General features: G+C 59.2%; 13 protein-coding genes and 1 tRNA gene. 4 read left to right on the forward strand and 10 right to left on the reverse strand.

The genetic code is table 11. The features are described from left to right. Positions 1–34: 34 nt before the first annotated feature. Together LG409_RS08175 and LG409_RS08180 are read right to left on the reverse strand one after the other, a co-directional pair. On the reverse strand, positions 35–664 hold the full coding sequence (locus LG409_RS08175; RefSeq protein WP_227407991.1) for a hypothetical protein: 630 nt from the start codon (positions 662–664) through the stop codon (positions 35–37). Between the two features lie 173 nt (positions 665–837). Continuing rightward, positions 838–922: transfer RNA gene (locus LG409_RS08180), tRNA-Leu, on the reverse strand. An 84-nt stretch (positions 923–1,006) separates the two neighbouring features. Here LG409_RS08180 and LG409_RS08185 point away from each other — a divergent pair. Both LG409_RS08185 and LG409_RS08190 read left to right on the forward strand, forming a co-directional pair. Then, positions 1,007–1,705, forward strand: a complete 699-nt coding sequence (locus LG409_RS08185) for a ComF family protein (RefSeq protein ID WP_227407992.1) — start codon at positions 1,007–1,009, stop codon at positions 1,703–1,705. Positions 1,706–1,737: 32 nt separating this feature from the next. Further along, a complete protein-coding gene (locus LG409_RS08190) occupies positions 1,738–2,724 on the forward strand; it encodes a serine/threonine protein kinase (protein WP_227407993.1) in 987 nt (328 codons plus the stop codon). Between the two features lie 51 nt (positions 2,725–2,775). Here the strand turns inward: LG409_RS08190 and LG409_RS08195 are convergent, their stop codons facing one another. Further along, positions 2,776–3,351, reverse strand: a complete 576-nt coding sequence (locus tag LG409_RS08195; RefSeq protein WP_039178205.1) for a hypothetical protein — start codon at positions 3,349–3,351, stop codon at positions 2,776–2,778. Positions 3,352–3,731: 380 nt separating this feature from the next. Here LG409_RS08195 and folE point away from each other — a divergent pair, with 380 nt between their 5' ends. Then, positions 3,732–4,283: a GTP cyclohydrolase I FolE gene (gene folE / locus LG409_RS08200; RefSeq protein ID WP_039178202.1), complete on the forward strand. Its 552-nt coding sequence runs from the start codon at positions 3,732–3,734 to the stop codon at positions 4,281–4,283. 132 nt (positions 4,284–4,415) lie between these two features. Beyond that, positions 4,416–5,873 carry an NAD-dependent succinate-semialdehyde dehydrogenase gene (locus LG409_RS08205; protein WP_039178199.1) on the forward strand — a complete coding sequence of 486 codons (1,458 nt, stop codon included), beginning with the start codon at positions 4,416–4,418 and terminating at the stop codon, positions 5,871–5,873. A gap of 49 nt (positions 5,874–5,922) precedes the next feature. Here LG409_RS08205 and purH read toward each other — a convergent pair whose 3' ends face one another. The 7 genes from purH to dsbD all read right to left on the reverse strand — a co-directional run bounded on the left by purH (position 5,923) and on the right by dsbD (position 14,089). Then, on the reverse strand, positions 5,923–7,503 hold the full coding sequence (gene purH, locus LG409_RS08210; protein ID WP_039178194.1) for a bifunctional phosphoribosylaminoimidazolecarboxamide formyltransferase/IMP cyclohydrolase: 1,581 nt from the start codon (positions 7,501–7,503) through the stop codon (positions 5,923–5,925). 61 nt (positions 7,504–7,564) lie between these two features. Next, on the reverse strand, positions 7,565–7,888 hold the full coding sequence (fis, locus tag LG409_RS08215) for a DNA-binding transcriptional regulator Fis (RefSeq protein ID WP_016913715.1): 324 nt from the start codon (positions 7,886–7,888) through the stop codon (positions 7,565–7,567). Next, positions 7,885–8,925, reverse strand: a complete 1,041-nt coding sequence (gene dusB, locus LG409_RS08220; protein WP_227407994.1) for a tRNA dihydrouridine synthase DusB — start codon at positions 8,923–8,925, stop codon at positions 7,885–7,887. The genes fis and dusB overlap by 4 nt, the downstream gene beginning before the upstream one ends. Positions 8,926–9,024: 99 nt before the next feature. Then, complete coding sequence (gene prmA, locus LG409_RS08225) at positions 9,025–9,939, reverse strand: 50S ribosomal protein L11 methyltransferase (protein WP_227407995.1); 915 nt, start codon at positions 9,937–9,939, stop codon at positions 9,025–9,027. 126 nt (positions 9,940–10,065) lie between these two features. Beyond that, positions 10,066–11,406 carry an acetyl-CoA carboxylase biotin carboxylase subunit gene (gene accC, locus LG409_RS08230; RefSeq protein ID WP_039178186.1) on the reverse strand — a complete coding sequence of 447 codons (1,341 nt, stop codon included), beginning with the start codon at positions 11,404–11,406 and terminating at the stop codon, positions 10,066–10,068. A 30-nt stretch (positions 11,407–11,436) separates the two neighbouring features. Then, complete coding sequence (gene accB / locus LG409_RS08235; protein WP_039178182.1) at positions 11,437–11,898, reverse strand: acetyl-CoA carboxylase biotin carboxyl carrier protein; 462 nt, start codon at positions 11,896–11,898, stop codon at positions 11,437–11,439. Positions 11,899–12,223: 325 nt separating this feature from the next. Continuing rightward, positions 12,224–14,089 carry a protein-disulfide reductase DsbD gene (gene dsbD, locus LG409_RS08240; protein ID WP_039178179.1) on the reverse strand — a complete coding sequence of 622 codons (1,866 nt, stop codon included), beginning with the start codon at positions 14,087–14,089 and terminating at the stop codon, positions 12,224–12,226. Positions 14,090–14,206 lie beyond the last annotated feature (117 nt).

Here is a 14,206-nt window from a genome sequence, read left to right on the forward strand (position 1 = left end):
CATTGGCTTCCCTGTTCATTATCGATCGAGTGCCTCATTGCGCTTTGTGCAGCTCAATCTCTTTTGCCCACTCTACAACGCGTTGACGGTCACGGCGACTGTTCATGCGCTGCATATCCAGATGAACCGGCACCAGTTGGCGTGTTGGCTCTGCCTGGAGCGAGAGGTGGAAGCGTCGGGCAGCCCCTACCGGCATGTCCTCCGAGCCATAAATGGCGATGACGCGTATCTCCAGCGTCAGCGTCTGCTCACGCAGTAATGCGTCATCCAATTTCCAGTAGCGCGCCAGTTGCTGGACGATCGAACCAAACGTTTGAATATGCAGGTAGTCGCCAGAGGGCAAGGGGCCTTGATGGGTGCGGTAGCAAGCTTCGTTTTCCTCGCCACTTTGCTGCTGATACTCGACGATATCCAAAGGGTAGGCGCCTTCAGGGGTATGAAGCACTGCCACGAGGTGCTGGATATAAATTGCTTCGCTGCTCATGTTGCTGATCAGGCAAAGCGCGTCGGTGCCTACTCCCTTGCCACGATTGACGATGATGCGGGGTCGGCGTTGGCGAACGTAGCCGTTGTAGAGCAGCTGCGCGTAGAAAAGCCAGACGAACAGAGTGCACACGCTGGCCACGGCAGAGATGGCCTGGGCGTGATCATTGAGCCATTGCATGGGGCGAGATCCTTCTCAAGTGCAATTATGGGACAACGGAAAATATAGCCTGAGACGTGCTGTGTTCCATTCACCAGCATAGAGGCTAAAAACAAAAAAATTCGGTTAGCATAATGCTACCGAATTCTAGATCTTGCGCTGGTGGCCATAGCCGCCATATGGCAAGTTGTGATTGGTGCGGATGGGGAGACTCGAACTCCCACACCTTACGGCACTAGAACCTAAATCTAGCGTGTCTACCAATTCCACCACATCCGCAGAAGACGCTGCGTATACTACCAATAAACGTATGAATGTCAATGCAATCATCCTGTTTTAAACCAGTTGGCAGAGGAGGTGGCTATGCGAATGGTTCAGTACGTGAACCAGTGGTTGTCGCGCCAATTGCCGGGCTACTGTGCGTTTTGCCTATCGGCGGATTGCGGTGAGCAGGGGTGGTGCGCGCAGTGCTTCCGGGAGCTGCCCTGGAACACGTCGGCATGCCCGCAATGTGCCGAACCCTTGCCCGTTGGTGGGAGTGGACGCTGTGGCCACTGCCTGGTAGCGCCCCCTGCCTTTACGCATACAACGGCGGCACTCCGCTACCAGGAGGGCGTGGCAGAACTGGTGCATGACTTCAAATTTCATGGTTCCGCGCGAGCGGGAACGCTGCTGGTCGAGCTGATGCTCTCGACGCCTCCAGTGCAACTGGGGGGCGCGTTGCTGCCGGTGCCCATGCATCCTTCCAAGGCGCGCGAGCGAGGCTTCAACCAGGCCCAGTGGCTGGCCAGGCAATTGGGCAAGCGGCTACACCTTCCGGTGCTGGAGGCTGAGTGTCACAAGCGGCTGCCCTCGCAACGGTCACTGAATCGAGCCGAGCGTCAGCGTAACCTCGCAGGAGCCTACCGCGTGGCGGGTCCACTGCCAGAATGGGTCATCATCATCGATGACGTGGTCACGACGGGAGCCACGGGGCATGCGCTGGCGTTGGCGGCTCTGGCGGCGGGTGCCACGCGCGTGGACGTGTGGGCGGCGTCTCGCACGCCGCTGGAGAAGAGTTGATATACTGGCTGGCCCAATGAAAGGAGTGATCCATGGCGCACCCGTTTAGCAGCCTGTCGCCCGACCTGGTGATGTCGGCCATCGAGTCGGTGGGTATCTGGCCCGCAGGCGAGCCCTTTGCCTTGAACAGTTATGAAAATCGCGTGCTGATGTTTCGCGATGAAGAGGGCGAGCGCTGGGTGGTCAAGTTTTATCGCCCCGAACGTTGGGCGGATGCCGCGATTCAGGAAGAGCATGACTTCCTGAGGGAGCTGGCGCTGGCCGGCGTCCCCGTGATCGCGCCATGGTGCTCAGCTGATGGCGTTTCATTGCATCACTACCAAACTTTCCGCTTTTCGCTTTTCCCCCAATGTGCAGGCCAGGCGCCAGAGCTCGATAACCCCGCACACCTGTTTGCCCTGGGAAATGTCTTGGGGCGCTTGCATGACGTTGCCGCTCGCCAGCGGTTTCAGCATCGGAAGAGTTTGTCGCTCACGGATGGCGTTACCGATGCCGCGCAGCGAGTCCTGGCAAGCCCGCATTTGGATAAGTACCAGTCCCGGGCATACCAGACCGTGGTGGAAAAGTTGATGGGGCAGTTGGCGCGCGTGTCGCTAAGCCCCGACGCCCATCTGCGGGCTCATGGTGACTGCCATCTGGGTAATATTTTGGGGCGGGATGATGACTTTACGCTGGTGGATTTCGATGATTGCCTGATGGCGCCCGCCATCCAGGATGTCTGGATGCTGCTGCCTGTAGACGACCCTGAGCTTTGGCGTGGGCAGTTGGATGAGTTGATCGAAGGGTATGAAGAGGTGAGGGCATTCCCCGAGCATGAGTTGGTGTTGATCGAACCATTGCGCGCCTATCGCTTGATTCGTCATGCGGCCTGGCTGGTATCTCGCTGGGATGATCCGGCTTTTCCTGCTGCTTTTCCCTGGGTGGCAGAACGGGGGTACTGGGATCAGCACATTCGTCTGCTCGAACAGCAGAACCTGCAGCTGAAATCGCCTGTATGGCTTGCTGGCGGCAATCGTTAAGCTGGCCTGGCACCGCCAGGCCAGCCTGTTCACGCCGTTGCTGGTGTCAGCTTATTGATTGCCTGTGGGCGCCTGGTCAGGGTCGGGGCGCTCGCTGGGGATAGGGTTGGCGACGCCATCCCCGTTGGCCTGCCTGCGCGTTGCATTGATTTCGGCGGAGGGGTTGTCCTGTGCATCGATACTGACGTTTTCATCCAGGGTCAGTAGAAAGGCCTCGCCTGGGGAGAGTTCACAGTTACCCGACGGGCACTCTATCCCGTATTGCCCATCCATCGCGTAGGCGCTGGCGGCAAACGTTCCCGAATAGATGGCGCTTTCACTGCCTTCGGTCTCGATGCAAGTAGCATCTTGCGTGGTGATACGTATCCGCTCGCCGCTCAGTTGGGCAGTAGCCACCATCAGGCAATACTCTGGCAGCTCGTGGGAGCTACCGTCGACTTGGGCAGGGTGTAGCAGAATATCATTGTGACGAGCATGCTGGCTGTCAAAACGCAGAGTCTCGATCACTTCTACACCCAGGTTGGCACCACTGGGCAGCGTCAGTTTGGGTTCTGCCGCTTGCAAAGGGCTGATGAATGCTGTGCCAAGCAAGGCCGTTAGCCAGTAGGCTGATGATTTAAATGACATAATGAGATCTCGATATAGTGCACCCGCCTGCCTGGCAGGAAATTGTGCCTTCATCATAGCACAGCACCGATAGGCACGAAGGGGGGAGCGTGTCACTCTGCCACAGCCACTTCATGTGCGTTAGAATACGTAACTGTATCGCTCTTGTTGTACATAAATTATTTTAGAGTATATTTCTTGTATAAGTTAGGGCTTTCGGCTTGCAAGACGATAAAGCGCCGCCCAGCACAGGGTGAGCCAACAATGAAGTGGTATGGCCGAGATTGACGTCACCATGCCGCACAAGACACATCAGTGTTCATGTCATGCCAGTTTCTTGCATGGCAGGTTGCACAAGGCGATCCAGTAAAAGCGAACACGTACCGAATATGAGGCCTACCATGACCGACGATATCGCCCAACATTACCGTCAGATTATCACCGCCCTGGGAGAGAACCCTGATCGCGAGGGGCTCCGCGATACACCCAAGCGCGCCGCAAAGGCCATGCAGTTCTTGACCGCAGGTTACAAACAGTCGCTGGAAGAGCTTGTCAATGGGGCCGTCTTCGAATCGCAAACCGACGAAATGGTGCTGGTCAAGAATATCGAGCTCTACTCCATGTGTGAGCACCATCTGCTGCCCTTCATTGGCAAGTGTCATATTGCCTACCTGCCCAGCGGCAAGGTTCTGGGCTTGTCCAAATTTGCGCGTATCGTCGACATGTATGCACGTCGCATGCAGATTCAGGAGAATCTGACCCGTGAAATTGCCGAGGCAGTGCAGCAGGTCACGCAAGCCAAAGGGGTGGCCGTCGTGATCGAGGCGCGCCATCTGTGCATGATGATGCGCGGCGTGGAGAAGCAGAACTCCAGCATGACGTCGTCGGTCATGCTGGGAGGCTTCCGTACCAACCAGGCAACGCGCCAAGAGTTTCTGACGCTGATCAGTTAAGGCCGACACGCACTCAGTTAAGGTGCGATACGTACAAGGATTCCTGACGAGAACTTGGTCAAGACTGCCATTTCGTCTTAGCATGAAGAGGTCAATGAGCCTGAAAGGCCATCCTCTGGTCAGGAGTTTGTCATGGAAGCGCTGAGAGAAACACAGCTTTACTGCCCATTTGCCTATATCGACGGCAGTTGGGTAGCCGCCGACAGTGGCGAGCAAATCAAGGTGGTGAACCCCGCCACGGGTGAGCTCGTAGGGGATATGCCCAAGCTGGGCAAGGCAGAAACCGAGCGTGCCATCGATGCTGCGTACGCTGCACTGCCTGCCTGGCGCGGCATGACGGCGCAAGAGCGTGCCGACGTGTTGATGAAGTGGCACGATCTGATGATGGAGCATCAGCAGGATCTCGCCATGCTGATGACCTATGAGCAGGGCAAGCCGATCAAGGAAGCCGCCGGCGAGATTGCCTATGCGGCCAGTTTTCTACGCTGGTTTGCCGAAGAGGCACGGCGAGTCTACGGCGAAACCATTCCTGCAGCCAAAGCCAATCAGCGTATCGTGGTGACCAAGCAGCCCGTGGGCGTTGTCGGTGCCATTACGCCGTGGAATTTTCCGGCGGCCATGATCACTCGTAAAGCAGGCGCCGCCTTGGCGGCGGGCTGTACCATCGTCGTGAAGCCTGCCAGCCAGACGCCGTTCTCGGCGACCGCCTTGGCGCTGTTGGCAGAACGGGCGGGCGTGCCGCGCGGTGTGTTCAACGTCGTGCCTGGGCGTGCGGCGGATATTGCCGAGGCGCTCACTCACTCTTCCAAGGTGCGCAAGATCACCTTTACAGGCTCGACCGAGGTGGGCAGCCAGTTGATGGCTCAAGCCGCTGAGCACGTTCAGAAGATTTCCCTGGAATTAGGTGGCAACGCGCCCTTTATCGTGTTTGAAGACGCCGACCTGGACGCTGCCGTCGAAGGCGCCATGGCTGCCAAGTTCCGTAATGCGGGGCAGACGTGTGTCTGTACCAACCGCTTTCTGGTGCAGTCCAGTGTCATCAATGCGTTCTGCGAGAAGCTGGCCGTGGCCATGAACAGCGAGCTGAAAGTCGGTGACGGGACGCGAGAAGGGATCAATATTGGCCCGCTGATCGATGAAAATGGCGTCAAAAAAGTCAGTGAACACGTTCAGGACGCCATCGACAAGGGCGCCGAGCTGTTGTTGGGGGGCCACCCACATCCATTGGGGGGGAATTTCTTCACGCCCACGTTGGTCAGCTTTGCCAACGACAGCATGAAAGTGGCCCAGGAAGAGACGTTCGGCCCCTTGGCAGCGGTGTTTCCTTTCGACGAAGAGGAGACGGCGGTCGAAATGGCCAACGATACGCAGTATGGTCTGGCCGCGTATTTTTATTCGCGTGATCTGGCCAGGGTGTGGCGCGTGGCCGAAGCGCTCGAGTATGGCATGGTGGGGATCAATACCGGGCTGATTTCAAACGCTGCAGCGCCCTTTGGTGGCGTCAAGGCATCCGGCCTGGGGCGTGAAGGGGGGCATCAGGGGCTGGAGGAGTACCTGGAAACCAAGTACCTGTGCATCGATCTGGGGTGACCCTCAAAAAAACCCCCTGCGAAGTGCTTCGCAGGGGGTTTTTAAAGGCTTAGTGGCGGAAGTGGCGCATGCCGGTGAAGACCATGGCAATGCCCGCTTCGTTGGCCGCATCGATGACTTCCTGGTCACGCATTGACCCACCAGGCTGAATCACCGCAGTGATGCCAGCCGCCGCGGCGGCATCGATGCCATCGCGGAACGGGAAAAAGGCATCCGACGCCATGACGGAGCCAGGAACCGTGAGCCCTTCATCGGCAGCCTTGATACCCGCAATTTTGGCGGAGTAGACGCGGCTCATCTGACCCGCCCCCACGCCAATCGTCTGACCAGCCTTGGCATACACGATCGCGTTGGACTTGACGAACTTGGCCACGCGCCAGGCAAACGCCAGATCACGCAACTCTTGCTCGGTGGGCGCACGCTCGCTGACCACCGTCAGCTCCGCTTCACTGACCATACCCTCGTCGCGCTCCTGGACCAACAGCCCGCCATTGACGCGCTTGAAGTCGTAGGCAGCCTGCGGTTGGCCTGGCCAATGTGCGCTGACATCCAGCAGGCGCACGTTCTGTTTTTCAGCCACGATAGCGGCCGCTTCATCGCTTACCCCGGGGGCAATGATGACTTCCACGAACTGACGATCAACGATGGCGCGGGCGGTGGCGGCATCCAGGGCGACGTTGAAGGCGATAATACCGCCAAAGGCGCTGGTAGGATCGGTGGCAAACGCTTTGTCGTACGCTTCCAGGGCGTTGGCGCCCACCGCTACTCCGCAGGGGTTGGCGTGCTTGACGATGACGCAGGCGGTGTCATCGAAAGCCTTGACGCACTCGAAGGCAGCATCGGTATCGGCCACGTTGTTGAAAGAGAGCGGCTTGCCTTGAAGCATGCGAGCGGTAGACACGCTGGGCTCGCTGGCCTCGGGGTCGACGTAGAAAGCTGCCTGCTGGTGCGGGTTTTCACCGTAGCGCATGTCCTGCTTCTTGTGCAGTTGCAGGTTGAACGTGCGCGAGAATGTGGTTTCTTCGCTGGCCACTTTGCGGCCCAGGTAGTCGGCAATGGCGCCGTCATAACCCGCCGTGTGTTCGAATGCCTTGACGGCCAGGTCGAAACGCGTCGGCTGAGTCACCTGGCCGCCATGCCTGGACAGCTCGTTCAACACGCGGGAGTAGTCGTCCGCGTTGACGACGATAGTGGTGTAGGCATGGTTCTTGGCGCAGGCGCGCACCATGGTAGGGCCACCAATGTCGATGTTCTCGATGGCGTCTTCCAGCGTGCAATCCGGTTTGGCGATGGTGGCCGCGAACGGGTAGAGGTTCACCACGACCATGTCGATGGGGCTGATATCGTTATCGGCCATCACGGCGTCGTCCTGACCGCGACGGGCCAGAATGCCACCATGGATTTTGGGGTGCAGGGTCTTGACCCGGCCGTCCATGATTTCTGGAAAACCGGTATGTTCGGAGACTTCGGTCACGGGGACGTCGTTCTCTTGCAACAGTCGGTAGGTGCCGCCGGTCGAGAGCAGTTCGACGCCATGTTTCACGAGGCCCTGTGCGAACTCGACAATGCCGGTTTTATCGGAGACGCTCAGCAGGGCGCGGCGGACGGGGGTAGCGGTGCTATCAGCCATGGGAGTGCTCATGTATCAGGTCTAGGGTTGGAACAGCCAGGTTTAAAAACGGCAACGCCCCTTAAGGGGCGTCACGATCGATCAGTCCATACAGCTTGAGCTTTTTGCGCAGCGTGCCGCGGTTCAGGCCCAGCACGTCGGCGGCACGGGTCTGGTTGCCGTCGGTGTGCTCCAGCACGCAGGCCAGTAACGGCGCCTCCACTTCGGCCATCACCATGGCATACAGGTCCGATGCCTGACCTCCATCAAGGTGCTCGAAATAGCGACGCATGGCCGTTTCGACAGCTTCCCGCAGCGGTTGAGGCTGGGCCGTGGTCGCCGGGTCCGCCAGGGTGCCCGCCAGTGGTGATGAACTTTCGCTTGAGAGCAGGTCGCGTTCAGTCATGCGGCATGGGTTCCTTTGGCTAGCAAATGCTGGGAGGCGCTATGGGTCATGGCGTCATCAATCCATTGAAACTGCGCATCGGGTGATGCGAGCGCATTGAACTGCTGCTTCAAGCGGCGCTGCTCGGTATGGGTGAAGCGTGTGTCTTCATCGAGGTACCAGCCCACATGTTTGCGTGCAATGCGCACGCCCATGGTGTCGCCGTAGAACGCGTGCAGGGCGTGCAGGTGCTCGGTCAACACTTGGCGGCGCTCTGCCAGCTCAGGGGCGGGCAAGTGCTCGCCATGGGTCAGGTAGTGAGTGATCTGCTGGAAGATCCACGGGTTGCCCTGGGCACCACGACCAATCATGACCGCATCGGCACCGGTATGGCGCAGCACGCGGGCCGCCTTCTCTGGCGAAGTGATGTCGCCATTGGCAATGACGGGAATGGAGAGTCGTGACTTGATCTCGGCGATGGTGTCGTATTCGGCTTCACCCGTGTAGCGCTGCTGGCGGTGGCGTCCATGGACGGCCAGCGCTTGTATGCCTGCCGACTCGGCCAGTTGGGCAATCCGCAGGCCATTGTTGGAGTCGGCGCACCAGCCCGTGCGGATCTTGAGCGTCACGGGAATATCGACGGCACTGACCACCGCATCGAGAATCTCGGCCACTAGGGCTTCATCGCGCAGCAGCGCTGAGCCAGCGGCCTTGTTGCACACTTTCTTGGCGGGGCAGCCCATGTTGATGTCGATGATCTGCGCGCCCAGTTCGGCATTCAGGCGAGCTGCTTCGGCCAGCATCTGCGCATCGCCACCGGCAATTTGTACTACCCGGGGCGCCGGTTCGCCTTGATGATCCATACGCAGCTGCGATTTGCGCGTGTGCCAGAGCGAAGGATCAGACGTGACCATTTCACCCACCACCCAGCCCGCCCCCAGGCGCCGGCACAGCTGCCGGAAAGGGCGATCGGTGACACCTGCCATGGGCGCAAGTATCACGGGGTTGGGCAGTTGATAAGGCCCAATCGCAGGGGGCTGGATAGTCATCATGGTCATGGCGGTGCACTTTGATAGGCATGAAAACGACGAATAGCGCGTTTCAAGGGAGCGTATGATACGCCTACTCGCCGCAGTAATGAAGGAAAGCGCAGCAAATTATGCGGGTCTCCAGCCGGTCAAGCGTACCCAGCCTTCACGCAGGGTCGGCTCTTCCATGATAAGTCCTTGGGCTTCATATGCTTCCAGCACGTCGTTGGCCTGCTTGGCAAGAATGCCCGAGAGCGCAATGTGGCCTCCGGGTGCCACGTGGCTGGCAATCATGCCCGACAGTTCGACCAGCGGGCCGGCCAGAATGTTGGCCGTCACGATAGGGTAGGTCTGGTCATCGGCCAGTTGCTCGGGGTAGTAAAGTGACAAGGCCTGTTCGGCAATACCGTTGCGCTCCGCATTGTCGCGACTGGCTTGCAGCGCCTGCGGATCGATGTCGGTTCCGTCGGCGCTGGACGCCCCCAGTTTTAGGGCAGCAATGGCCAGAATGCCTGAGCCGCAGCCCACGTCCAGCACGCGCTGGTGGGTCAGAACGCCTTGTACGGCCAGGTGGTCGAGCCATTCCAGGCAGAGTGCGGTGGTGGGGTGCGTGCCGGTACCAAAGGCCAGGCCAGGGTCCAGGATCAGGTTGACCGCCTCTGCTTCGGGGGGCTCCAGCCAGCTGGGCACGATCCACAGCCGCTGGCCCATGCGCAGGGGAGTGAAGTCATCCATCCATTCCCGCTCCCAGTCCCGGTCGGCCAGCAGCTCGTACTCAATGGTGGGGCAGGATTCGCCGGGCATGTGTTCTGCCCAGGCGGCCTCGATACGCTCCAGCATCTCGCTGATGCCATCGAGGTCATCATACAGTCCCGTCAATACGGTATCTTGCCAGAGTGGCGTGGTGCCTCGTTCTGGTTCGAAGACAGGGTCGTCGTGGGCATCCTGGAGGCCGATGGCCGTAGCACCCTCGTCCAGCAGCAGCTCTTCAAGAAGCTCGGCCTGCTCAGGAGCAACGTGCGCTTTTAATTGCAGCCAGGGCATGAGAAGTCTCCACGGGGTCAGTGAATGGTCATGAAACGCTCACGGGGTGGCAATCGCCACCCCGCGTAGACAACCTGGCGTTACTCCGATGAGGAGGCGTCAGGTTTGCAAGCATCAGGTCACTACCTAGCTGCTCAGCTTCTTTTCCAGGTAATGGATGTTGACGCCACCCTGGCGGAAGTAGCTGTCTCGAACCAGGTCTTTCTGCAGGTCGATATTGGTCTTGATGCCTTCCACCAGCAGTTCGTCCAGCGCATTGCGCATGCGGGTCAGCGCGATGTCGCGATCGGCGCCCCATGTGATCAGCTTGCCGATCAGCGAATCGTAATGCGGTGGAACGGTGTAGCCCGTGTAAAGATGCGAGTCCATACGAACGCCCAGGCCGCCGGGAGCGTGGAACAGCGTCACTTTGCCGGGAGACGGCATGAACGTACGTGCGTCTTCGGCATTGATACGGCATTCGAAGGCGTGCCCATTGAGCTGAACGTCTTCCTGGCGAATCGACAGGGGCATGCCGGCGGCGATGCGCAGCTGCTCCTTGACGATATCCACGCCGGTGACCATCTCGGTCACGGGATGCTCCACCTGAACCCGAGTGTTCATCTCGATGAAGAAGAACTCACCCTCTTCGTAGAGGAACTCGAAGGTGCCGGCGCCACGATAGTTGATCTCGATACAGGCCTGACGGCAGGCTTCCAGAACCTTGGCGCGTGCCTCGGGGTCGAGGCCTGGCGCTGGGGCCTCTTCGAGCACCTTTTGGTGGCGGCGCTGCAGGGAGCAGTCCCTGTCGAACAGGTGAATCGCGTTACCTTGGCCATCGGCAAGTACTTGCACTTCGACATGGCGAGGCTTCTCGAGAAACTTCTCCATATAGACCGTGCCGTCACCAAAAGCAGCATGCGCTTCGGTGCGGGTCACGGTAATGGCAGACAGCAGGTGCCCTTCGGTATGCACCACGCGCATGCCACGCCCGCCGCCGCCCGCCGCGGCCTTGATGATCACCGGGTAGCCAATGCGGCGCGCAGTGGCCATGTTGGTGGCATCGTCATCGCCCAGAGGGCCATCCGAACCAGGGACGGTCGGGACGCCTGCTGCCTTCATGGCCTCGATGGCGCTGACCTTGTCGCCCATCAGGCGAATGGTCTCTGCACGGGGGCCAATAAAGGTGAAGCCTGAGCGTTCTACCTGCTCGGCGAAGTTGGCGTTCTCGGAAAGGAAGCCATAGCCCGGGTGAATCGCGCTCGAATCCGTCACCTCGGCGGCGCTGATCAAGGCTGGGATGTTCAAGTAGGATTGCGCGGAAGCAGCAGGGCCGATGCAGACGGCTTCGTCTGCCAGGCGAACGTGCATCAGCTCGCGGTCGGCTTTGGAGTGAACCGCTACGGTCTTGATGCCTAGCTCTTTACACGCTCGCAAGATGCGTAGGGCTATCTCGCCGCGGTTCGCGATAAGTACCTTGTCCAGCATGGGAGAGTCCACCCGTATCGTAATGAAAGATTAAGCGAGGACGATCATGGGCTGATCGAATTCCACCGGCTCGCCATCTTCCACCAGAATGGCTTCGACCACGCCATCACGGTCGGCTTCGATCTGGTTCATCATTTTCATGGCTTCGACGATGCACACGGTGTCGCCTTGCTTCACGGTGTCGCCAACTTCAACGAAGGCCTTGGCGCCTGGGGCCGGACTGCGGTAGAAAGTGCCGACCATGGGGGAGTTGACGGCTTCACCGCGATAGCTGGCACCTTGGGGTTCCGCTTCGGCGCTGGGGGCGCTTGGCGCGGCCGCCTGTGGCGCGTATGCGGGCTGGGCGTATTGCGGCATTGGCTGTGGCTGCCAGCTGACTCCATTCGGATGGCGGCTGATACGAACCGATTCTTCGCCTTCCTGAATTTCGATTTCGCTGATGTTGGACTCTTCCAGCAGCTCGATCAGCTTTTTGACCTTACGAATATCCATCTATATAGCCCCAAACGTTAATCAATAAAACACAACGCAGCAGGTCGAACCTGCCTGCTTGCGTGCGGCGCAGTAAACCTGATTTTAAAACGAGGAGAACGCTGCACGATGGCGAACGTTACCCTTGTGTAAACGCTAAAAGATGAGCTTTTTAGCAAATATGGCTGCGGAGTTTGCCGAAAAAGTAGCGCACTGTCCAGTGATCGCCTCAGCCGTGACGAATTTTGCGACTTAAACGACCGTTTAACGACGTTGGCGACATAGCCTTAAAAAAATGGCCAGCGCACCGTACTGCGCTGGCCATGTCATTCAGACTAGTGCAAGGCTAACCTTGCTGCCACCGCTTGAGTGAATCGAGGTGCTGTGCCAATGCTTGTGCCGTGACTTCGCCTTGTATACGTGCGTCGCGCACTTCTTCGCCTTGGTGAAAGAACAGCAGGCTGGGCGGTCCAAACAGGTCGAAGTGATTCAGTAACGCCCTGCTGTCTGCGTTGGTGTTGGTAACATCGACCGCGACGCGTTGAAAATCGTTCAATTGCGCGGCCACCTGCGGGTTGGGATAGACGTCTCGTTCCATCAACTTGCAGGATATGCACCAATCGGCAGTGAAGTGCACGAATACCGGCTGGTCGGATTGCGCGGCTTGTGCCAGTTGGGATTGTAGTTCGCTCAGCGTACTGACCGTTTCAAAGGCCAGTGGCGTTTCGGCTGACGAGGTCGAGCTGCTGCCTAGCATCAATGGGCGTAGCGGATTGGTGCCGCCCTGAGCCGCTCCCAGCACCAGGGCTATCCCCCAGGCCAGCAGCATCAGGCCCAAGGTCTGGCGCGCCTTGGCCCAGCCTGAGGTGTGCTGGAGTGTCAAGGCGCCCAGCGTCAGGGCAGTACCGATGGCCAGGGCTGCCCAGAGCAGCAGGGCAAGAGAGGGGGCAACGAGACGTTCGATCATCCAGATGGCGACCCCCAGCATCAGCAGGCCAAACGCGACCTTGACGCCGTTCATCCAGGCGCCCGAACGCGGTAGCAGCGTCGTGCCAAAGGTGCCTACCAGCAGGAGCGGCACGCCCATGCCCAGGCCTAGTGCAAAGAGAGCTGCGCCCCCCACCATGGCATCACCGGTGGATGATATGAACACCAGGGCGCCCGCCAGTGGCGCGGTGACGCACGGTGAAACCACCAGCACCGAAAGGGCTCCCGCCAGGGCCAGGCCTGCCGGGCCGCTGCGTTGGGCACGCGCCTGCCAGGCGTCGACGGTATTGGCGACTCGAGGAGAAACGCGCAGATCGAAAGCGCCGAACATGGCCAAGGCAAACAGAGTGAACAGCAGTGCAAACGTGATGAGCACCGGCGCCGACTGAAGGTGTGCCTGCAGGTTCAAGCCTGCGCCGAACAGGCCCATCAATACGCCCACCAGCGCATAGGTGCTGGCCATGCCCAGCACGTAGCTGGCTGACAGCACGAAAGCCCGGGGCCTGGTCGGGTTTTGCCCTACCACGATGGAGGAAAGAATAGGAATCATGGGCAGGACGCAGGGCGTAAAGGTCAAGCCGATTCCTGCCACAAAGAACAGCCCGAGCATCAAGGGCAGGCTGGCCTCGCTCATCAGGTTGCGAAAACGGCTGTCCTCGCTTTGCGGGGCATTAAAGCCGGAGGGTTGGGCGATGGAAGATTGAGCATCGTCTGAACGCGCGGTATTGACGGGATCAGCCGCCCCTTGGCGTTCACTCCATTGTGCGAACTGGGCAGGTGGCGACGCTTGCGGAGCCTCCAGAGTGACCCGTTCGGGCGGGTAGCAAAGTCCGGCATCGGCGCATCCCTGGAAGGTCAGCTCGATGTTGGCCGGACCCGCGTGGGGGGCAGAAAAGGGTACTTCGAACACCAGGCTGTCGCGAAAGATATACACGTCACCCATGAACTCATCGTTGGTGAACGTTCCTTCGGCGATGATGGGGGCTTCCAGGCTGAGATCTTCCTGCAGGCTGGTGACCGCGAGCTGGTGTCGATAAAGATAATATTCATCGGCAATGTCGATACCGATATAGAGCGTCTCTTCGTCATGCCAGGCGGTAGGTTGAAACGCCTCCATGACAGGCAGAAAATCGCTTTGATTGCTGGACGAAAACCATTGGCCTTGCGCCAGCAACGGCAAGCAGGCAAGCAGGCAAAAAAGAGAGAAGCGTTTGAGCAGTAACACGAGGTTTCCTTACGCAGCGGTGTCTAGTCAACAATAGCACGCAGGATAGCGTACCCGTTCGCCTGGGCGTAGCGGCTGCGGTGACGTGACGCGCTACTTCATGTTCGCTTAACCCAG

Source organism: Halomonas sp. NyZ770 (genome assembly GCF_020616575.1).
Classification (GTDB): domain Bacteria; phylum Pseudomonadota; class Gammaproteobacteria; order Pseudomonadales; family Halomonadaceae; genus Vreelandella; species Vreelandella hamiltonii.

Coding starts and splice junctions, on each gene's coding strand:
- LG409_RS08175 (WP_227407991.1), bottom strand. CDS start 664: ATGCAATGGCTCAATGATCACGCCCAGGCCATCTCTGCCGTGGCCAGC.
- LG409_RS08185 (WP_227407992.1), top strand. CDS start 1,007: ATGCGAATGGTTCAGTACGTGAACCAGTGGTTGTCGCGCCAATTGCCG.
- LG409_RS08190 (WP_227407993.1), top strand. CDS start 1,738: ATGGCGCACCCGTTTAGCAGCCTGTCGCCCGACCTGGTGATGTCGGCC.
- LG409_RS08195 (WP_039178205.1), bottom strand. CDS start 3,351: ATGTCATTTAAATCATCAGCCTACTGGCTAACGGCCTTGCTTGGCACA.
- folE (WP_039178202.1), top strand. CDS start 3,732: ATGACCGACGATATCGCCCAACATTACCGTCAGATTATCACCGCCCTG.
- LG409_RS08205 (WP_039178199.1), top strand. CDS start 4,416: ATGGAAGCGCTGAGAGAAACACAGCTTTACTGCCCATTTGCCTATATC.
- purH (WP_039178194.1), bottom strand. CDS start 7,503: ATGGCTGATAGCACCGCTACCCCCGTCCGCCGCGCCCTGCTGAGCGTC.
- fis (WP_016913715.1), bottom strand. CDS start 7,888: ATGACTGAACGCGACCTGCTCTCAAGCGAAAGTTCATCACCACTGGCG.
- dusB (WP_227407994.1), bottom strand. CDS start 8,925: ATGACCATGATGACTATCCAGCCCCCTGCGATTGGGCCTTATCAACTG.
- prmA (WP_227407995.1), bottom strand. CDS start 9,939: ATGCCCTGGCTGCAATTAAAAGCGCACGTTGCTCCTGAGCAGGCCGAG.
- accC (WP_039178186.1), bottom strand. CDS start 11,406: ATGCTGGACAAGGTACTTATCGCGAACCGCGGCGAGATAGCCCTACGC.
- accB (WP_039178182.1), bottom strand. CDS start 11,898: ATGGATATTCGTAAGGTCAAAAAGCTGATCGAGCTGCTGGAAGAGTCC.